Raw genomic sequence first — 18,035 nt, forward strand, 5'->3', positions numbered from 1 at the left:
GGAGCGGTCAGCGCACCCGGCGGGCCGTCCGCGCGGTCCAGAGCCTGGCCGGGATCAGGACCAGCCACCACAGCATGGCCTGTGATCCGCCCAGCGCGGCCAGCGGGACGGTGACGAGGAAGACGACGACCGTCACGACGGGATCGAGCAGGTCGCGTCCGCTGCCCACGTCGGTGGGGGCGCCGTCGCGCAGCCCCGGGCGCCTGGCCACCAGGACGGACATGGCGAGGTGGGTGGCGCCGAGGGCGGCGACCGCGGCGCCGTAGATCGCGGCCGAGGCCGGTTCCCCGCCGTAGTCGGCGAGCAGCCGGGTGGGGAAGGGGAGCAGGGCCGCGATGCCCAGACCGAGCAGAGACAGCGAGACGAGCCGGCTGTCGACCTGCCGGACGGGCCCGAAGATCCTGCGGTGATCGCGCCAGAAGCCGCCGAGCACGGCCACGCTGAGCGCGTAGGCCCCGAAGTCGGGGAGCAGCTCGTACAGCGCCTCCTGGTACTGCGCGGAGTCCAGGCCCCGGGGCACGGAGAGATCCAGGACGAGCAGGGTGATGGCGATGGCGAACACGCCGTCGGCGAGCGCCACCACCCGCTCGGGCCCGCCGGCCGGGATCGATTTCCCCATACGCACGACCGTAGGGAGCCACGGCCCGGCGCGCGGGGATACACGCCCGGTCCGCGCCCGCACCTCCGCCGATGTCACACGGCCGCCGCCTGGGGCGGCAGGTTGTAGGGCGTGACGACCTGGATCGCGGAGGGCAGGGTGGGCCCGGCGGGCGGGAGCGCGCCGTGCGCGCGCATCACCAGATGGCAGGCCTCGCGCAGGTCCTGGCGCAGGTCGTGGTGGAGCACGGCCGACAGGCGGTTGTCGCGCAGCAGGCGGGTGTTGTCGTGGTCGAGGTCGTGCGCGACGAACACCGCGCACTCCCGGCCCAGGTCCGCGAAGGCGCGCAGGGTGGCGATGTTGCCGCCGCCGATCGAGTAGACCGCGCGGATGTCCGGGTCGCGGTCCAGGGCGGCGCGGACTAGGTCGTACTGCGTGGCGTCCAGGCCCTGGCCCTCGGCGATCTCCACGAGGGCGCGCTCCGGGTGCCGGGCGCGCATCGCGCCGCGGAAGCCCATCTCGCGCTCCTCCTCGTTGCGGAAGAAGCCGCTGCTGAGGCTGGTGAGGACATTGCCGGGCCGGTCGCCGAGCCACTGGCCCATGAGGTACGCGGCGGTCGCGCCCGCCGCCCGGTTGTCGATGCCGACGTAGCCGAGGCGGGCGCTGGCGGGCAGGTCGGTGACCAGGGTGACGACCGGGATGCCGGCCGCGACCAGCCGGGTCACGGCGGCGGTGACCTCGGGGACGTCCGGGGCCTTGAGGACGACGCCCTGGGAGCCGCGCCGGGCGATCCGGTCCAGGGTCCGCACCTGCTCCGCCACGGGCCCGGTCTCGCGGAAGTGGAAGCGCGAGCGCACGACGGCCGGGTGCAGGCCCGGCAGCTCCGCCTCCAGGGCGGCGCGCACGGCGGTGGTGAACCGCTCCGGCGCCTGCATCACGATGTCGAGCATGAAGGTACGGCCGACCAGCCGGACCTGGGTGCGCTGCCGGTCCAGATCGGCGATGGCGCGGCGCACCTCCCGCGCGGTGCTGTCGCGCACGCCACCCCGCCCGTTGAGGACCCGGTCGACGGTGGCCTCGCTCAACCCGGCCTGACGTGCGATCTCCCGGATCGGGAAGGGATGGCCCACGGACAGCTCCTTGAGGGGTTTTTGATGGGTTGCTGCTGGTTGTTCGAGGGGTTTGTACTGACAAGAATGACAGCGCTGTGCCATCCCGTCACCGAGGGGACGCCGATGTCCTTCACCTCCGTACACCGCGGTGCCCGGTTCTCCGAACGGGACTGCGACCTCGACGCCTTCCGGGCCCAGGTCGAGCGGACCACCGAAGCCGCCGACCATCCGTACGCCTCCTCCGTGGAGCAGAACGTCCTCGTCTACGACAGCGAGCGGCTGCGGGTGGCCCCGGACCGGCAGGACGTCCAGGCCGAACTGGTCCGCGCGCTCGCCGACGGCCCCGGCATCGTGGTCCTGCGGGGCGCCTTCCCGGACCCGGCGGCGGTCGACGCCGTCACGGACGTGTTCGAGGCCCTGATCGCCGAACAGCGCGCCTCGGGTGCCGCCGCGGGCGACCACTTCGCGAAACCGGGGGCCAACGACCGCGTGTGGAACGCGCTGGAGAAGACGGCCCTGTACGACCCCCGGGCGTTCGCCGACTACTACGCCAACGACGTCCTGGCCCTGGTCGCGGAGGCCTGGCTCGGCCCCAACTACCAGGTGACCTCTCAGGTCAACGTGGTCAACCCGGGCGGCGCCGCGCAGAGCGCGCACCGCGACTACCACCTGGGGTTCCTGTCGAACCAGGCCGCGGCGGCATACCCGGCGCATGTGCACCGCCTCTCCCCCGTGCTCACCCTGCAGGGCGCCGTCGCGCACGCCGACATGCCGGTGGAGTCCGGGCCGACGATGTACCTGCCGTACTCGCAGACGTACGAGCCCGGCTATCTGGCATGGCGGCTCCCGGACTTCCGGGCCTACTTCGAGGACCACCACGTCCAGCTGCCGCTCGTCAAGGGCGACGCCGTCTTCTTCAACCCCGCGCTGTTCCACGCCGCCGGCACCAACCGCTCCCAAGACATACGGCGCATGGCGAACCTGCTCCAGGTGTCGTCCGCCTTCGGACGCGCGATGGAGACCGTGGACCGGGAGAAGGTCGTCAACGCCGTCTTCCCGGTGTTGCGCGAACTGCGGGCCGAGGGCGCCGACGAGCGCCGGCTGCACCATGTGATCGCCGCGAGCGCCGAGGGCTACCCCTTCCCCACCAACCTCGACAGCGACCCGCCGGTCGACGGGCTGGCCCCGTCCTCCCAGGCGGATCTCGTACGGCGGGCGCTGCGCGAGGACTGGACCCCCGAGGCCCTGCGGGCGGCACTGCGGGCCGGCGCCGAGCGGCGCGAGAGCTGAGAGGAACGAGGCGGCATGGGACTTCTCGACGACAAGGTCGTCCTCGTCAACGGCGGCAGTCAGGGCGTCGGCGCGGCCGTCGCGCGGGCCGCGGTGCGGGAGGGGGCGGTCGTGGCCGTCACCGGGCGGCGCCCCGAGCCCGGTGAGGCGCTGGTGGCGGAACTGAAGGCCGTGGGCGCCGAGGCCGTTTTCGTTCGGGCCGACCTCGCGGACGCCGGGCAGGCGAAGGACTCGGTGGCCCGGACCGTCGCCGCCTACGGCCGGGTCGACTGCCTGGTCAACTCCGCGGGCCTGACCTCCCGGGGCACGCTGCTCGAGACCACGCCCGAGCTGTTCGATCAGCACATCGCGATCAACCTGAGGGGACCGTTCTTCGCGATGCAGGCCGCCGTCGCCGACATGCTGGCGCGCGCGGCGCCCGGCACGATCGTCAACGTCATCACGTCCTCGGCGCACGGCGGCCAGCCGTTCCTCGCCCCGTACGTCGCCGCCAAGGCCGGACTGGCCGGACTGACCCGCAACGCCGCGCACGCGCACCGCTGGGACCGGATCCGGATCAACGGCCTCAACATCGGCTGGACCGCCACGGAAGGCGAGGACGCCACGCAGCGCGCCTTCCACGGCGCCGGCGACGACTGGCGCGAACAGGCCGCCGCCGAGCTGCCCATGCGCCGGCTCGGCCAACCGGACGAGATCGCCGACTTCGTCGTCCTGCTGCTGTCCGACCGGTCCGGAGTGGTGACCGGTTCGGTGATCGACTGGGACCAGAACGTCCTCGGCGGACTCGACTGACCGCGGCTTCCCCCCTCGTACGCCCTCCCTGCCTCAAGGACCTCAAGGAGCAACATCCTCATGCGTATCGGAATTCTGGGCCTCGGCCGCATCGGCGCCTTCCACGCCGAAACCCTCTCCGGACTCGACGCGGTCGACTCGCTCGTCGTCGCCGACCCGTTCGCGGAGGCCGCCAAGTCCGCCGCCGAACGATTCGGGGCCGAGGTCGCCGACTCGCCCGAGGCGGTGCTGGCCGCCGGGATCGACGGCGTGGTGATCGCCGCCGCGACCGACGCCCACCCCGGCCTCGTCCTGGCGGCGGTGGACGCGGGCGTGCCCGTGTTCTGCGAGAAGCCCGTCGCCCGCACCATGGCCGAGGGCGTGGCGGTGCTGCGGGCCGTCGAGGGCCGGGACGTGCCGGTGCAGATCGGCTACAACCGGCGCTTCGACGCCGGGTTCACCGCCGCGCGGGACGCCGTGCTCGCCGGTGAGCTGGGCAAGCTGCACACCGTACGGTCGACGACCCTGGATCCGGCGCCGCCGCCGGCCGCGTACGTCGCCGCCTCCGGTGGCATCTTCCGCGACTGCTCCGTGCACGACTTCGACATCATCCGCTGGGTGACGGGGCGCGAGGTGACCGAGGTCTACGCCGTCGGCGGCAACCGGGGTGCGCGGTACATCGCGGAGGCGGGCGACGCGGACACCACGGGCGCGCTGCTCACGCTGGACGACGGCACGATCGCCGTGATCTCCAACAGCCGTCACAACGGCCGCGGCCACGACGTGCGGATGGAGCTGCACGGCTTCGAGGACTCCATCGCCGTCGGCCTGGAGGACAAGCTGCCGCTGCGGTCGGTGGAGCCCGGCGTGACCTTCCCGGCGGGCACCCCGCACGACTTCTTCATGGACCGCTTCACCGCCGCCTACCGCGCCGAACTCAGCGCGTTCACCGAGGTCGTCGCGGGCAGTCGGCCCTCGCCGTGCACGGTCGCGGACGCGCTGGAGGCGGGCTGGATCGCGGAGGCGTGCACGCTGTCGCTGCGGGAGCACCGGCCGGTGCGCATCGAGGAGGTCCGCGCCGCCTGAGTCAGTGGTGGAACCCCGGCCGCGGCGCCACATGGGCCGTCGGTCCCTCACCGAGGTGGGCGACGGCGGAGCGCAGGTCGTCGGCGAGGAGCGCGATCTTGTCGTAGCTCGTGCCGTGCCGGACCAGGACGCGCTGCACGACGGTCTCCTCCCGGCCGAGGGCGAGCGGATACGCCGGTACCTGCCAGCCGCGGCGGCGCAACTGGTCGGTGACGTCGTACAGCGTGAAGGGCGCCGTGTCGGGCTCGGTCAGCGTCCAGGTGGCCGCGGGCAGGGCGCCCCGGCCGTCGTAGAGGACGGTGAAGGGGCCCATCGCGGCGACCTGTTCGGCCAGCATCCCGGCGGTGCCGGCACAGGCGCCGTGCACCTTGGCGTAGCCCTCGCGGCCCAGGCGCAGCATGTTGTAGTACTGGGCGATCACCTCGCCGCCGGGGCGGGAGAAGTTCAGGGCGAAGGTGGGCATGTCGCCGCCGAGGTAGGAGACGCGGAAGACCAGGTCCTCGGGGAGCAGTTCGGGCGAGCGCCACACCACCCAGCCGACGCCGAGCGGCGCCATGCCGTACTTGTGGCCCGAGACGTTGATCGAGGCGACGCGGGACAGCCGGAAGTCCCACACCAGGTCGGGCTGGAGGAACGGGGCGACGAAGCCGCCGCTGGCCGCGTCGACGTGCACCGGGATGTCGAGGCCGGTGTCCGCGTGGATGCGGTCGAGCTCCGCGGCGATCTCGGCGACGGGCTCGTAGACGCAGGTGTAGGTGACGCCGAGGATCGCGACCACGCCGATGGTGTTCTCGTCGACGTACTCGCGCAGTTGGTGCGCGCGCAGTCCCAGCGCGTCCTTCTCCAGGGGGACCTGGCGCAGCTCCACGTCGAAGTAGCGGGCGAACTTCTCCCAGCACACCTGGACCGGTCCGACGACCAGGTTGGGGCGGTCGGTGGGCCTGCCCTCGGCGCGGCGGCGCTCGCGCCAGCGCCACTTCAGGGCGAGTCCGCCGAGCATGCCGGCCTCGCTGGAGCCGGTGGTGGAGCAGCCGACGGTGGTGGCTCCGTCCGGGGCGTTCCAGAGGTCGGCGAGCATGTGGACGCAGCGGTCCTCGATCGCGGCGGTCTGCGGGTACTCGTCCTTGTCGACCATGTTCTTGCCGAGGCACTCGTCCATCAGCTGGTGCACCTCGGCCTCCGCCCAGGTGGTGCAGAAGGTCGCCAGGTTCTGCGAGGCGTTGCCGTCCAGGCTCAGCTCGTCGTGGATCAGGGCCCGGACCGCGCGGGCGTCGGACACGCCTTCGGGCATCCGGTACTTCGGCAGCGCCCGCTCGCTGATGGGCAGGGTGTACACGTCGTCTTCGGGGCCCGGCTCCGGGCGGCTGGTCTTGTGCAGGGCCATCGGGTCGAACCCCCGGGTCGTGGGACGTCACGGCGGGCGGGCCGGGGGGCGTACCCGAGCGGCACAGGTGGAGGGACAGCGACTCGCGCCCGGCCTCCCTCAGTCGGAAATCTCGCACACGGCCCGGCCCGGCGCCCGCCGAGCGCACCCGGATGACGCCACGCGGACTCCCTGCCGGTCGCCGCTCGCGGTCGAGGACCGGGGCACGGGGGCTCGCCGGGGACGCCGTTCGCGCATCCCGGCTCACCCGGCCGACAGCACCATCCGCCGGGCGAAGTCGCGGTACCCGAGGCGTTCGAAGGCGGCGGCCATCGGGTGGTTCGTGAGGTCGGTGTCCGCCCGGACGACATCGGCGCCCGCCTCTTCCGCGAGGATGCGGGTGGTCTCGGCGAGCAGGTCGTCGACGTAGCCGTGGCCGCGCTGTTCGGGCAGGACGCCCAGGTAGCCGACGACGTGCGAGCCGCTGTTGCGGGAGGGCAGCGCGAAGCCGGCCGGGCGGCCGTCGAAGTCCTCGGCCACCCGCCACCAGGTGCGCTCGCCCGCCATCACGTCACGGTAGAACGCGACGTCGGCACGCGCCTGCGCCTCGGCGCCCACCGCCGCGGCCGCCGTGCGGGACGCGGCGTCGAGCGTGCCGTCGAGCACCCGGCGGAACAGGGCGACGAAGACCTCGTCGTCGGCCTCGGGGCGCAGGCGCAGCCGGCGGGGCGGCGCCGGGACGCCGTCCGCGCGGCTCCACTCGTAGCGCAGCCGTTCGACCGCCGTGGTGAGGCCGGCGCGCCCGGCCGCCTCCCGTCGCCAGTCGAGGCCGGCGACGGCGTCCGGTCGCTCCCGCCAGTTGGCGGGGAGAAGTATGTGGAACTCCGGCGGGGTCCCCCCGAAAGCGGCGTGGGCGGCGTCGAGGAGCCCGGCCACGACGTCCGTGCGGGCGGGGGACGCGGTGGCGTTCAGGGTGTCGAGCGCACCGGGTCGCTCGTCACCGGGGCTGCCCCACCACACCGCCACGGCGTGCGGCTCACCGGCCTCCTCCGCGACCCACGTCCACTCCGGCCGGTACTCGCCCGTGGCGAGCCTCTCCCGGAAGACGTCCGCGTCCGCCCAGACGCCCACCTCGCCGGCGGGCAGCAGCGCGAGGACACGGTCGAGGTCGGACTCGGCCAGGGTGCGGTGGATCACGGGGCCTCCGGGGTCGGCGCGGGTGTGCGCCATTTTGGCGTGCCCATGAGCGCGGTCCGCAACCGGTTTGTCACGCCGGTGCGTAGACGCGGTGCGGCGCCAGGGCCTACGGTCCCGGGGCAGCCAAGCCCTGGAGTGCCGGATGCGCCGTAGCGCCTCGCCCCTCTCCCTGGTCCTGCTGGGCCTGGGTGTCTTCCTGCTCGTCCTCGCGCCGATGCTGGCGTGGTACGTCAAGCCACGCGCGGCCGTGACCCCGGTCGACATCGACGTGACCGCCGTCTACGAGGGCACGGGCAGCTATTTCGACGTCGCGGAGACCGAGACGCTCCACGACCGGCCCGTCACCGTCACCCAGCGGGTGCGCGGCGACGTCGGTGACAGCGAACGCAGCGGCCGCGCCGTGTGGGACGTGGTGACCACGGTCGACACGGAGAAGTCCCTGCCCGCCGCCGACCCGCACGACGCGCTGGACTTCTCCACCGCCCGCTGGGTCACCGACCGCAGGAGCAACCGGCCCGCGCACTGCTGCCAGGAGCAGCCGTACCACGAGGGCGAGGCCTACCTGAAGTTCCCGTTCGACGTGCAGAAGCGCTCCTACCGCTGGTGGGACAGCCAGCTCGGCTCGGCGGTCACCCTCTCCTACCGGGGCACCGAGAAGATCCGCGGCTACCAGGGGTACGTCTTCACGGGCACCGTGCCGCCCACGAAGATCGGCACCCGTCAGGTCCCGGGCGCCCTCGTCGGACGGCCCGAGGCCTCTCAGGTGTTCGCCGAGGAGTGGTACGCCAACCACGGCATCAAGCTGGTCGTCGACCAGCCCACGGGCCGCGTCCTGTACGCCCAGCTGGGCCCCCGCCAGACCCTGCGCGCCCCGGGTGCCGAGAAGGACGCCGTGGTCCTGCTGGACGTGGAGAGGCTCGGTCACACCCCGGCCACGCAGAAGTTCGCGGTCGACAAGGCGAAGGCGGACAGCGCCCAGCTGCGCGCGGTCGGCCGCACGGTCCCGATCGGCGCGGCCGCCGCGGGGTTCGTCCTCGCGGTCGTGGGCGGGCTGCTGGTGGTAAGGGGGCGGAGGCGGCCCGCGGACGAGCGGTGACCCACCCGCCCCAGGGGCCGCCCCCGGTGGCCCGTCAGGCTCCGCAGGACCGCAGGAACTTGCGGGTGCGCACCGCGATCGGCAGCGGCTTGTCCGGCTCGCAGGGGTACATGTCCTGCTCGACGATCGCGAAGAGGTCCACGCCCAGCTTCTGGGCGGCGGTGAGGACCGGCCCCAGCTCCGGCACCCCGGACGGCGGCTCGCACATCACTCCGCGCTGCACGGCGGGCCCGAACGGCACCTCGTTCGCGACGACGTCGGCGAGGATCTCCGGGTCGACCTGCTTGAGGTGCAGATAGCCGATGCGCTCGCCGTACGTCTCGATCAGCTTGACGCTGTCGCCGCCGCAGTAGGCGTAGTGCCCGGTGTCCAGGCAGAGCTGGACCAGCCCGGAGTCGGTGGAGTCGAGGAAGCGCTCGACGTGCGCCTCGGTGTCGATGTGGGTGTCGGCGTGCGGGTGCACGACGATGTCGAGGCCGTAGGTCTCCTTGACCTCGTGCCCGAGGCGCTCCATGCCCTTGGTCAGGTGCGCCCACTGCTCGCCCGTCAGCTCCGGCGGCTCCAGGATCTCGGCGGTCTTGTCGTCCCGCCAGAACGACGGGATGACCACGAGGTGCCCGGCGCCCATGGCCTGGGTGAGGGCGGCGACCTGGCTGACGTGCTCCCAGGTGGATTCCCAGACGGACGGGCCGCGGTGCAGGCCGGTGAAGACGGTGCCGGCCGACACCTTCAGGCCGCGCCTGTCCACCTCGTCGGTGAGCCGGGCCGGGTCGGTCGGCAGATAGCCGTAGGGGCCCAGCTCGATCCACGAGTAGCCGGCCTCGGCGACCTCGTCCAGGAAGCGTTCCCAGGGCACCTGCTGGGGGTCGTCGGGGAACCAGACGCCCCAGGAGTCGGGCGCCGAGCCGACCCGGATGCGGTCGAGGGCGGGGGTGTCGGCCATGTCAGGAGGTCCCTTCGGAAGAGGTGGCCGGAGAGGCGGCGGAGGCCGGGGTTTCCTTGGACGGCGGTCCGGAGAGGTCCGCCGCCTCGGGCAGCTCCTCGACGTCGACGCCCCGCACCTGCGCCAGCTCGTGTTTGAGCGCGGCGAGTTCCGTGCCGCCGGCCATGTGGTTGGTCAGCTCCTCCAGGCTCACCTCGCTGCGCTCGGCGCTCAGTTCGAGGGTGCCGAGGCGCAGCACGCTGAAGTGGTCGCCGACCATGTACGCGTGGTGGGGATTGTGCGTGATGAAGATGACGCCGAGGCCACGGTCGCGGGCGGCGGCGATGTATTTCAGGACCACGCCGGACTGCTTGACGCCCAGGGCCGCCGTCGGCTCGTCCAGGATGAGCACGCGGGCGCCGAAGTGCACGGCGCGGGCGATGGCGACGCACTGGCGCTGACCGCCGGACAGCGTGCCTATGGGCTGCTCCAGGTCGTCGAGGACGATTCCCATGTTGCGCAGTTCCTCGTCCGCGGTCCGCTTCATGCGGGCGATGTCGAGGCGGCGCAGCGGCCAGGGCCCCTTGGTGAGCTCGGAGCCGAGGAAGAAGTTCCGCCAGACGGGCATCAGCGGGACCGTCGCGAGGTCCTGGTAGACGGCGGCGATGCCCTTGTCGAGGGCCTCGCGCGGGGTGGCGAAGCGCACCGGCTCGCCGTCCACGAGGAACTCGCCCTCGGTGTGCTGGTGCAGCCCGGAGACGATCTTGATGAGGGTGGACTTGCCCGCGCCGTTGTCGCCGAGGACGCAGGTGACCTTGCCGGGGTGGACCGCGAGGTCGACGCCGTGCAGGGCGCGGATGTTGCCGTAGGACTTGCCGGCGCCGCGCAGTTCGACGAGGGCCCCGGCGCCCTGGGGCGCGGCGTCCTGGAGCACGGATTTGTGGGTGGTGGTCATGGCGGTCACCTCCGGGTCGCGGTGCGCTGCACCCACAGATTGATGAGGACGGCACCGAGCAGCATCACACCGAGGAAGGCCTTGAACCAGTCGGGGTTCCATCCCGCGTAGACGATGCCCTGCTGGACCATGCCGAACATGAAGGCGCCGAAGACCGGGCCGATGGCGGAGCCGTAGCCGCCGGTCAGGAGGCAGCCGCCGATGACGGCCGCGGCGATGTAGATCAGCTCCTGGCCGACACCCTCGCCGGACTGGACGGTGTTGAAGGAGAACAGCTGGTGCATCCCGACGAACCAGGCGCCGAAGCCGACCAGCATGAACAGGGTGATCTTGGTGAAGGTCACCGGGACACCGACCGCCCGGGCGCTCTCCTTGTTGCCGCCGACAGCGAAGATCCAGTTGCCGTACTTGGTGCGCAGCAGCACCCAGGTGGCCAGGGCCGCGAAGACCAGCCACCACACCACGGTGATCTTCACCTGGACGCCGCCGACGTCGAAGGACGAGGCGAAGAGCGCCCTGGCCTGCTCGAAGCCGTCCATGGTGCTGATGTCGTCGGTGGCGACGTTGCCGGTGACCATCTTGGTGACGGCGAGGTTCACGCCCTGCAGGATCATGAACGTGCCGAGGGTGACCAGGAAGCTCGGCAACCCCGTCCTGACCAGGACCCAGCCGTTGAACGCGCCGATGCCGACCGAGACCACGAGCGCGACGATCACGCCCGTCCAGATGTTCAGGGTCAGCTGGTAGCTGAGCATGGCCGCGGTGAGCGCCGAGGTGATCACGGCGACGCCGGCCGACAGGTCGAACTCGCCGCCGATCATCAGCAGGGCCACGGGCAGCGCCATGATGCCGATGGTGGACGCCTGGTAGAGGACCGTGGCCATGGAGCCGCCCTGGCGCAGCGAGGGCGCGGCGATCAGGAAGAAGACGAACACGGCGGCCGCGCCGAGGAAGACGCCGACCTCGGGCCGGGCGAGCAGCCTCACCACCAGCGGCCGCTCCCGGGTGCGTCCGTCGGCCGGCCTGGCGCCGGGGTCCGGCGGTGTCGCCACCGCCGGCGCGGCCTGCTGGGCCATACCCATCACCGGGTCCCCTTCGCGGCGAACTCGGCGATCCGCTCGACGTTGGCCTTGTCGACGAACGCCGGGCCGGTCAGCACGGGCTGCTCACCGCCACCGCTGTAGTTGCCGTTGTTCTTGTGGAGCCACAGCCCGTCGACCGCCAGGTACCCCTGGAGGTAGGGCTGCTGGTCGACGGCGAACTGGATGTCGCCGCGCTCGATGGCGCCGGTCAGGTCCTTGTTGAGGTCGAAGGTGGCGACCTTGGCCTTGCTGCCCGCCTCGGACACCGACTGCACGGCGGTCATCGCGAAGGGGGCGCCGAGGGCCACGACGTAGTCGATGGCGTTGTCCTGCTTGAGTTTGGCGGTGATCGTCGACTTCACGGAGGGCATGTCGGTGCCGTTGACGTTGAGGGTCTCCGTGGTGCCCTCGAACGTCTTCTTCACCCCGTCGCAGCGCTGCGTGAGACCGACGTTGCCCTGCTCCTGGATCACGCAGACGGCCTTCTTCGCGCCCTCCTCGTTGAGCCGCTTGCCGAGCGCCTCGCCGGCCACGTTCTCGTCCTGCCCGAAGAACTCCATCAGGCCGAGTTGCTTCCAGTCGCTCACACCGGAGTTGAGGCCGACGACCGGTATCCCGGCCTGCTCGGCCTTGCCGAGGACGCCCTTGAGGGCGTCCGGCTTGGCGAGGGTGACGGCGATGCCGTCGACCTTCTGGTCGATGGCGTTCTGGACCAGGTTGGCCTGGTTGCCGGCGTTGGGGTCGGCGGAGTAGACGAGCTTGATGTTGTCCTTGGCGGCGGCGGCCTCGGCGCCCTTGCGCACGATGTCCCAGAAGGTGTCGCCGGGCGCCTGGTGGGTGACCAGAGCGACCGTCATCCGGGGCGTGGTGGCCTTGCCCGCCGAGGCGCCGTCCGCTCCCTCCTCGGCCTTCTTGCCGCCGGAGCTGCTGGAGCAGCCGGCGAGGACCAGGGCCGCCGCCGCTGCCACGGCCAGGGCGGAAGTGATTCTGCGAGAGCGGTCCATCTTTCCTGCACCTCACTGTGCGATGGGGGAAAGGCTGTTGTTGGGACGGGATCAAATCCCCTGGCGCGCTCACTGTCAATACTTTGTTAAGACATCATTTCACAAGCAGGTCCTAATGTTAGAACAAACTGCTACGGTGGGGACCGGGAGGGACGCCATGACCAGTACTGTCTCCGGGCTCGCCGCCGTGCACTTCGCACTCGACCGCACCAGCCCCGTGCCGCTCTACCACCAGCTCGCCCAGCAACTGGAGGCGGCCATCGAGAGCGGGATCCTCACTCCGGGCAACCAGCTGGGCAACGAGATCGACCTGTCGGTGCGCCTCGGCCTGTCCCGGCCGACCGTCCGTCAGGCCATCCAGTCCCTGGTGGACAAGGGCCTGCTGGTCCGCCGCCGGGGCGTCGGCACCCAGGTGGTGCACAGCAAGGTGAGACGCCCGCTCGAGCTGAGCAGTCTCTACGACGACCTGGAGGCGGCCGGGCAGCAGCCCACCACACAGGTGCTCCGCAACGAGACCGTGCCGGCCGCCGCGGGCGTCGCGGCCGCCCTCGCCGTGCCCGAGGGCGACGAGGTCACCGTCCTGGAACGGCTCCGCTTCACTCACGGCCGCCCCGTGGCGTTCCTGTGCAACTACCTGCCCGCGGGCCTGCTCCCGCCGGACACCGGCCGGCTGGGGACGACCGGCCTGTACCGCATGCTGCGCGCCGCCGGTGTCACCCTGCACAGCGCCCGCCAGACCATCGGCGCCCGCAGCGCCACCGCCGAGGAGGCCGCCCGCCTCGACGAGAGGAAGGGCGCCGCGCTCCTCACGATGCAGCGCACGGCCTACGACGACACCGGCCGCGCCGTGGAGTACGGGACGCACATCTACCGCGCGTCCCGGTACGCCTTCGACTTCCAGCTCCTGGTACGGCCCTGACGTCAGTGCGCGGCGTCCAGCCGGGCCCGCTGATCCGCCGTCAACTCCAGTTCCACCGCGCGGAGGTTCTCCTCCAGTTGGGCCACCGACGAGGCTCCGGCCAGCGGGACGACCGGCAGTTCCGCGCCCAGCTGCCAGGCCAGCACCACCTGGCCCACGGTGGCCCCCGTCTCCCGCGCGACCTCGCGCAGCACCGCGAGCCGGGCGGGCGTGCCGGGGTGGTCGTAGTCGGAGGGCAGCGGCTTGTCCTCGCGTGCGTAAGCCCCGCCCAGCAGCGGTGAGTAGGCGACGAGCGTCAGGTCCGGCTCGGCCCGCAGGTAGCCGAGGAGTTCGGCGCCCGCGTGGCCGAGGCTGCCGTCGGGGAAGAGATCACTCGGGACGTCGCCCCGCGGGCGCAGATGGCTGTGCTGGTACTGGAGGACCTCGTAGCCGGGCAGTCCGGCCGCGGCGGCGAGGGCGCGGGCCCGTTCCACCCGCCATATCGCCTGGTTGCTGACCCCGAGCAGCCCGACCGTGCCCTCCTCGACCAGGGCGGCGAACCCCTCGACGGTCTCCTGCTGGGGGATGGTGGGGTCGTCGATGTGGGCGTACAGCAGATCCAGCCGCTCCACGCCGAGCCGCTCGCGGCTGCGCTCGGCCGCCTCGCGGATCACCTTCGCCGACAGTCCCTCCGGGTTGTCGGTGTAGCTGGTGCCGGGGGCGAGGGGGCGGGCGCCGAGCTTGGTGGCGATGACCACCTCGTCACCGATGCCGCGGCTGCGCCGCCACCGGCCGAGGAGTTCCTCGCTGTGGCCGCCCTGGCCGCCGTCCACCCAGAAGGCGTAGTTGTCCGAGGTGTCGATGAAGGTGCCGCCGGCCTCGACGTAACGGTCGAGGACGGCGTAGGAGGTCCGCTCGTCCGTGAGCGAGCCGAAGAGCATGGCGCCGAGGGCGAGGACGCTGACCTCGCGGCGGTGCCGCGGATCGGCGCCGATGGTGCGGTACTTCATGGTGATGCCTCCCGTTCGCGCCCGGTTGTCCGGGGCACGAACGGGAGTCTTCAGGCTGAAGCGCGCTCCAAGTCAAGGAAGTCGCGGCTACCGCTTGGCGAACGGCCCTTCCAGGGCGGCCCACTGCAACAGCATGATGGTCTTGGCGTCGGCGATCTCGCCGGTGCGGATCATCTCCAGGGCCCTGCGGAAGGGCAGTTCGAGGATCTCGATGTCCTCGCCCTCCTCGCCGAGCCCGCCACCCTCGTGGGTGCGGGTCGACGGCCCGTAGGCGGCGGCGTAGAAGCTGACGCGTTCGGTGACCGAGCCGGGGCTCATGTAGATGTCGAAGACGTGCTGGACGGCGTCGATGGTGTGCCCGGTCTCCTCGATCACCTCACGCCGCACCGCCTCCTCCGGGTGCTCGTCGTCGTCGTCGAGCAGCCCGCCGGGCGTCTCGATCAGCATGCCGTCGGGGTGCCCGTTCACGTACACCGGGAAGCGGAACTGGCGGGTGAGCAGCACGGTCTCGCGGTCGGCGTCGTACAGCAGCATCGTGGCGCCGTTGCCGCGGTCGTGCGTCTCGCGCTCCTGGGTGCTCCAGGTGCCGTCGGCGTGCCGGAAGTCGAAGGTGGTCGTGCGCTCCACGTACCAGTGGCTGGACAGCAGTTTCACGTCCCGCACCCGCACGCGCGGGTTGCCGGTCAGGTCGCGGCCGGTCCGGTCGAGCCCGGTGCGGCCGCGGCGGTCCGGGGTGTCGACACCGGCGGTCATCGGGCACCGCCCGGACGGAAGGGGATGAACTCGTTGGTCATGCTCCCGCTTGTACCATCCGGCCCCGTGAACCGACGGAAAAGGGGCCATCGAAACGATGACCCCTCGCCGAACCGTCGGGACGACAGGATTTGAACCTGCGACCCCTTGACCCCCAGTCAAGTGCGCTACCAAGCTGCGCCACGTCCCGGTGCGCCTCGCCGCGGAGAACCGCGTGATCGCGCGCTCAGTACTTTACCCCACACCCCCGGACGCGCCGAAGCGGGACCGCAGGCGCGACAATCGCCGTATGGGCAGCACACCGGAAGGACGGGAGAGCGGCGCGCGGGACCGCGACAGCGAGGGCCGCGCCCGCAACGCACGGCCACGCGACGGGCTCGGACGGCCGCTGCCGTACGACGCGCAGGGCGTGGACCGGCAGCCGGAGGGGCTCGTGCGGACGCCGCCGGAGACGGTCGCCGAGGCACAGGCCCTGCTCGACGCGGGCAAGCCCTTCCACGCGCACGAGGTCTTCGAGGACGCCTGGAAGTCGGGTCCCGACGAGGAACGCACCCTGTGGCGCGGCCTCGCCCAGCTGGCCGTGGGCCTCACCCACGCGGCCCGCGGCAACACGACGGGCGGGTCCCGGCTGCTGCGCCGCGGGGCGGGCGCGATCGAGGAGTGGGTGGCACACACCGGCCGGAAACGGCCCCACGACCTGGACCTGCCGGGGCTGGCCCGGTGGGCGCGGACGCTGGCCGACGACGTGGAGCACGGCGTGACGGTGGACGCCGGGGCGCGGGCGCCAGGGTTGCGGAGGGCGTGAGAGCCCAGGTCCCCGCGTGCCCGAGGAGGCGGTGGGTCCGCTGTCGACGGGGTGCGGCAGACTCGGGGCGTGCGAAAGATTCATGTCATCGGTATCGGCGCGGGCGACCCCGACCAGCTGACCCTTCAGGCGGTCAGGGCGCTGCGGAGCACGGACGTGTTCTTCCTGCTCGACAAGGGCGAGGTGAAGTCCGACCTCACCCGGCTGCGCAAGGACATGCTCGACGCGCACCTGACGGAGGGGACGTACCGTCTGGTCGAGGCGCGTGACCCGGACCGGGACCGGAGCGCGGGCGGCGCGGCGTACTCACCGGCCGTCGGGGACTGGCGCAGCGCCCGTGCCGGAATCTACGAGCGGCTGATCGCCGGGGAGTTGGGCGAGGGCGAGAGCGGCGCCTTCCTGGTGTGGGGCGACCCCGCGCTGTACGACAGCACGCTCGGGATCCTGGAGGAGGTCCGCGCCCGCGGCACGGTGGACTTCGAGTACGACGTCGTTCCCGGCATCAGCAGCGTCTCGGCGCTGGTGGCCCGGCATCGCACGGGGCTGAACCGGGTCGCCCGGCCGGTGCAGATCACCACGGGCCGGCGGCTCGCCGAGGGCTTCCCCGACGGCGTGGACGACGTGGTCGTGATGCTCGACGCCCACCAGACCTTCCGGCAGTACGCCGACCAGGACATCGACATCTACTGGGGCGCCTACATCGGCACGCCGGACGAGATCCTCGCCTCGGGCCCGATCGCGCAGGCGGCGCCCCGCATCGAGCGGCTGCGCGCCGAGGCGCGGGAGCGCAAGGGCTGGATCATGGACACGTATCTGCTGCGCCGGAACCCGGACGGCCGGTAGCCTCCGGCGGCCCCGGACCCGAGGGGACCGCGCCCGAAGGGGCCCGTGGAGCGGCAGGCGCTCACGTCCGGCACCCTCACAGCCGCTTTTCTTGCGCTGCCCGCTGGCGCCGCTTCGGCTGCCGGACACCGCAGCGTCATACCGGGCGGGCACGTTTCGCCCGTCCCCACCTGTCTCGCCTTGCATCCGTCCGCCCCGCTCCCTTCGGGCGTGATGCGGAAGGACGACGTACGCCGTGTCCCTGGTACCGCCGGCCGCCGCTCTCCCCAGCGCGCTCGCCACCGCCGCCCCCGTCCGCTCCCCCTCCGCCGAACGCCTCTCCCGCCTCTCCCGTCACGGCCTCACCGCGCTGCCGCTGCTGCTCATCGGCGGCTGGGCCGTCGTCGACTGGCACTCCGTGCGCGACGGCGCCGCCCGGCTGGCCGCCGCCGACCCGGGCTGGCTGCTCGCGGCCCTGTTCCTGACCTGCCTCGGCTGGCCGGCCGCCGCGCTGGTGCGGCAGGGCGCCATACCCGAGCGGCTGCCGCCGGGGCTGCTGATCGCCTCGCAGTTCGCCGCCGGCGCCGCCAACCACGTGCTCCCCGCCGGCATCGGCGCCCACGCGGTGACCCTGCGCTTCCTCCAGAGCCAGGGCATACCCCTGGCCCGGGGCACCGCGTCCCTCGCGCTGTACTCGCTGGTCAAGCCGGTGGCGAAGACGGCGGTGCTGATCGTCTTCCTCGTGGCCCTCCCCGGCATGCTGCACCTCGGCGAACTCGTCCCCGACGACAGCACCCTCCTGCTCGTCGCCGCCGGCGTGGGCGCCGCCTTCGTCGTGGCCGGCTGCCTGCTGGCCGTCGTCCCCGCCCTGCGCCGCCCGGCGATCTGCTCCCTGCGTACCGCCCTGACCGACGCCCGCGTCCTGCACACCCGGCCCAGCCGTGTCCTCGCCCTCTGGGGCGGGGCCGCCGCCACCCCGCTGCTCCAGGGCAGCGTGATCGCCACCGTCGGCTTCTCGCTCGGGCTGGAGCTGTCCTGGGCTCAGGTCGTCTTCGCACTGCTCATCGCCAGCACGGCGGTCGGCGCCGTGCCCGCGCCGGGCGGGATCGGGCCGGTGGACGCGGCGCTGGTGTTCACCATGGCCGCGTTCGGCGCGCCGGTGGGCCTGGCGACGGCGACCGTCGTCGCCTACCGCGTGCTGACGGTCTGGGTGCCGCTGCTGCCGGGAGCGCTGGTGCTGTCGGCGTTGGTGCACCGCAAGATCCTCTGAG

18 protein-coding genes and 1 tRNA gene are annotated in these 18,035 nt (G+C 72.4%); 8 read left to right on the forward strand and 11 right to left on the reverse strand.

The genetic code is table 11. From position 1 onward, the window contains the following. Positions 1 to 7: 7 nt before the first annotated feature. Entirely contained in the window at positions 8 to 619 is a 612-nt protein-coding gene (locus ACFV6X_RS24995; RefSeq protein WP_385386925.1) for a TMEM175 family protein, read from the reverse strand. A 74-nt stretch (positions 620 to 693) separates the two neighbouring features. Beyond that, positions 694 to 1,728: a LacI family DNA-binding transcriptional regulator gene (locus tag ACFV6X_RS25000; RefSeq protein ID WP_385386927.1), complete on the reverse strand. Its 1,035-nt coding sequence runs from the start codon at positions 1,726 to 1,728 to the stop codon at positions 694 to 696. A 105-nt stretch (positions 1,729 to 1,833) separates the two neighbouring features. On the opposite strand from ACFV6X_RS25000, the gene ACFV6X_RS25005 reads away from it, so the two are divergent. From ACFV6X_RS25005 to ACFV6X_RS25015, 3 genes are read left to right on the forward strand one after another with little or no spacing between them, the layout of a single operon-like run. Continuing rightward, the gene (locus ACFV6X_RS25005; RefSeq protein ID WP_385387051.1) at positions 1,834 to 3,000 is read left to right on the forward strand and encodes a phytanoyl-CoA dioxygenase family protein; all 1,167 of its coding nucleotides are present in this window, start codon (positions 1,834 to 1,836) and stop codon (positions 2,998 to 3,000) included. A gap of 15 nt (positions 3,001 to 3,015) precedes the next feature. Beyond that, complete coding sequence (locus tag ACFV6X_RS25010; protein WP_385386929.1) at positions 3,016 to 3,792, forward strand: SDR family oxidoreductase; 777 nt, start codon at positions 3,016 to 3,018, stop codon at positions 3,790 to 3,792. A 60-nt stretch (positions 3,793 to 3,852) separates the two neighbouring features. Next, positions 3,853 to 4,857 carry a Gfo/Idh/MocA family oxidoreductase gene (locus ACFV6X_RS25015; RefSeq protein ID WP_385386931.1) on the forward strand — a complete coding sequence of 335 codons (1,005 nt, stop codon included), beginning with the start codon at positions 3,853 to 3,855 and terminating at the stop codon, positions 4,855 to 4,857. A gap of 1 nt (position 4,858) precedes the next feature. Here the strand turns inward: ACFV6X_RS25015 and ACFV6X_RS25020 are convergent, their stop codons facing one another. Then, on the reverse strand, positions 4,859 to 6,241 hold the full coding sequence (locus ACFV6X_RS25020; protein WP_385386933.1) for a glutamate decarboxylase: 1,383 nt from the start codon (positions 6,239 to 6,241) through the stop codon (positions 4,859 to 4,861). Between the two features lie 243 nt (positions 6,242 to 6,484). Next, a complete protein-coding gene (locus ACFV6X_RS25025; protein WP_385386935.1) occupies positions 6,485 to 7,450 on the reverse strand; it encodes a GNAT family N-acetyltransferase in 966 nt (321 codons plus the stop codon). A 109-nt stretch (positions 7,451 to 7,559) separates the two neighbouring features. Here ACFV6X_RS25025 and ACFV6X_RS25030 point away from each other — a divergent pair, with 109 nt between their 5' ends. Beyond that, on the forward strand, positions 7,560 to 8,513 hold the full coding sequence (locus tag ACFV6X_RS25030) for a DUF3068 domain-containing protein (RefSeq protein ID WP_385386936.1): 954 nt from the start codon (positions 7,560 to 7,562) through the stop codon (positions 8,511 to 8,513). A gap of 34 nt (positions 8,514 to 8,547) precedes the next feature. Here ACFV6X_RS25030 and ACFV6X_RS25035 read toward each other — a convergent pair whose 3' ends face one another. Genes ACFV6X_RS25035 through ACFV6X_RS25050 form a run of 4 tightly spaced genes read right to left on the reverse strand, consistent with a single transcriptional unit; the run spans position 8,548 to position 12,476 of the window. Beyond that, a complete protein-coding gene (locus ACFV6X_RS25035; RefSeq protein ID WP_385386938.1) occupies positions 8,548 to 9,456 on the reverse strand; it encodes a sugar phosphate isomerase/epimerase family protein in 909 nt (302 codons plus the stop codon). A gap of 1 nt (position 9,457) precedes the next feature. Further along, on the reverse strand, positions 9,458 to 10,390 hold the full coding sequence (locus ACFV6X_RS25040) for an ATP-binding cassette domain-containing protein (protein WP_385386940.1): 933 nt from the start codon (positions 10,388 to 10,390) through the stop codon (positions 9,458 to 9,460). A gap of 5 nt (positions 10,391 to 10,395) precedes the next feature. Beyond that, positions 10,396 to 11,472 carry an ABC transporter permease gene (locus ACFV6X_RS25045; protein WP_385386942.1) on the reverse strand — a complete coding sequence of 359 codons (1,077 nt, stop codon included), beginning with the start codon at positions 11,470 to 11,472 and terminating at the stop codon, positions 10,396 to 10,398. Further along, positions 11,472 to 12,476, reverse strand: coding sequence for a sugar ABC transporter substrate-binding protein (locus ACFV6X_RS25050; protein ID WP_385386944.1), 1,005 nt, complete (start codon positions 12,474 to 12,476; stop codon positions 11,472 to 11,474). Before ACFV6X_RS25050 ends, ACFV6X_RS25045 begins: the two co-directional genes overlap by 1 nt. 157 nt (positions 12,477 to 12,633) lie before the next feature. Here ACFV6X_RS25050 and ACFV6X_RS25055 point away from each other — a divergent pair, with 157 nt between their 5' ends. After that, positions 12,634 to 13,395 carry a GntR family transcriptional regulator gene (locus ACFV6X_RS25055; RefSeq protein ID WP_385386945.1) on the forward strand — a complete coding sequence of 254 codons (762 nt, stop codon included), beginning with the start codon at positions 12,634 to 12,636 and terminating at the stop codon, positions 13,393 to 13,395. Between the two features lie 2 nt (positions 13,396 to 13,397). On the opposite strand, the gene ACFV6X_RS25060 is transcribed toward ACFV6X_RS25055, so the two are convergent. The 3 genes from ACFV6X_RS25060 to ACFV6X_RS25070 form a co-directional block, all read right to left on the reverse strand. Beyond that, the gene (locus ACFV6X_RS25060; protein ID WP_385386947.1) at positions 13,398 to 14,384 is read right to left on the reverse strand and encodes an aldo/keto reductase; all 987 of its coding nucleotides are present in this window, start codon (positions 14,382 to 14,384) and stop codon (positions 13,398 to 13,400) included. Positions 14,385 to 14,471: 87 nt separating this feature from the next. Beyond that, the gene (locus ACFV6X_RS25065) at positions 14,472 to 15,137 is read right to left on the reverse strand and encodes an NUDIX domain-containing protein (RefSeq protein WP_385386949.1); all 666 of its coding nucleotides are present in this window, start codon (positions 15,135 to 15,137) and stop codon (positions 14,472 to 14,474) included. 116 nt (positions 15,138 to 15,253) lie between these two features. Then, positions 15,254 to 15,327: transfer RNA gene (locus ACFV6X_RS25070), tRNA-Pro, on the reverse strand. Between the two features lie 99 nt (positions 15,328 to 15,426). Here ACFV6X_RS25070 and ACFV6X_RS25075 point away from each other — a divergent pair. From ACFV6X_RS25075 to ACFV6X_RS25085, 3 genes are all read left to right on the forward strand, one after another. Then, on the forward strand, positions 15,427 to 15,942 hold the full coding sequence (locus ACFV6X_RS25075) for a DUF309 domain-containing protein (protein ID WP_385386951.1): 516 nt from the start codon (positions 15,427 to 15,429) through the stop codon (positions 15,940 to 15,942). A gap of 69 nt (positions 15,943 to 16,011) precedes the next feature. Next, positions 16,012 to 16,785, forward strand: a complete 774-nt coding sequence (gene cobF / locus ACFV6X_RS25080; RefSeq protein WP_385386953.1) for a precorrin-6A synthase (deacetylating) — start codon at positions 16,012 to 16,014, stop codon at positions 16,783 to 16,785. Between the two features lie 235 nt (positions 16,786 to 17,020). After that, complete coding sequence (locus ACFV6X_RS25085) at positions 17,021 to 18,034, forward strand: YbhN family protein (protein ID WP_385386955.1); 1,014 nt, start codon at positions 17,021 to 17,023, stop codon at positions 18,032 to 18,034. Position 18,035: the final 1 nt, after the last annotated feature.

Source organism: Streptomyces sp. NPDC059861 (genome assembly GCF_042731435.1).
GTDB lineage: Bacteria > Actinomycetota > Actinomycetes > Streptomycetales > Streptomycetaceae > Streptomyces.

Bases quoted from the DNA above. Each gene is read 5' to 3' on its own strand.
- ACFV6X_RS24995 (WP_385386925.1), bottom strand. From the start codon at position 619: ATGGGGAAATCGATCCCGGCCGGCGGGCCCGAGCGGGTGGTGGCGCTC.
- ACFV6X_RS25005 (WP_385387051.1), top strand. From the start codon at position 1,834: ATGTCCTTCACCTCCGTACACCGCGGTGCCCGGTTCTCCGAACGGGAC.
- ACFV6X_RS25010 (WP_385386929.1), top strand. From the start codon at position 3,016: ATGGGACTTCTCGACGACAAGGTCGTCCTCGTCAACGGCGGCAGTCAG.
- ACFV6X_RS25015 (WP_385386931.1), top strand. From the start codon at position 3,853: ATGCGTATCGGAATTCTGGGCCTCGGCCGCATCGGCGCCTTCCACGCC.
- ACFV6X_RS25020 (WP_385386933.1), bottom strand. From the start codon at position 6,241: ATGGCCCTGCACAAGACCAGCCGCCCGGAGCCGGGCCCCGAAGACGAC.
- ACFV6X_RS25025 (WP_385386935.1), bottom strand. From the start codon at position 7,450: ATGGCGCACACCCGCGCCGACCCCGGAGGCCCCGTGATCCACCGCACC.
- ACFV6X_RS25030 (WP_385386936.1), top strand. From the start codon at position 7,560: ATGCGCCGTAGCGCCTCGCCCCTCTCCCTGGTCCTGCTGGGCCTGGGT.
- ACFV6X_RS25035 (WP_385386938.1), bottom strand. From the start codon at position 9,456: ATGGCCGACACCCCCGCCCTCGACCGCATCCGGGTCGGCTCGGCGCCC.
- ACFV6X_RS25040 (WP_385386940.1), bottom strand. From the start codon at position 10,390: ATGACCACCACCCACAAATCCGTGCTCCAGGACGCCGCGCCCCAGGGC.
- ACFV6X_RS25045 (WP_385386942.1), bottom strand. From the start codon at position 11,472: ATGGGTATGGCCCAGCAGGCCGCGCCGGCGGTGGCGACACCGCCGGAC.
- ACFV6X_RS25050 (WP_385386944.1), bottom strand. From the start codon at position 12,476: ATGGACCGCTCTCGCAGAATCACTTCCGCCCTGGCCGTGGCAGCGGCG.
- ACFV6X_RS25055 (WP_385386945.1), top strand. From the start codon at position 12,634: ATGACCAGTACTGTCTCCGGGCTCGCCGCCGTGCACTTCGCACTCGAC.
- ACFV6X_RS25060 (WP_385386947.1), bottom strand. From the start codon at position 14,384: ATGAAGTACCGCACCATCGGCGCCGATCCGCGGCACCGCCGCGAGGTC.
- ACFV6X_RS25065 (WP_385386949.1), bottom strand. From the start codon at position 15,137: ATGACCGCCGGTGTCGACACCCCGGACCGCCGCGGCCGCACCGGGCTC.
- ACFV6X_RS25075 (WP_385386951.1), top strand. From the start codon at position 15,427: ATGGGCAGCACACCGGAAGGACGGGAGAGCGGCGCGCGGGACCGCGAC.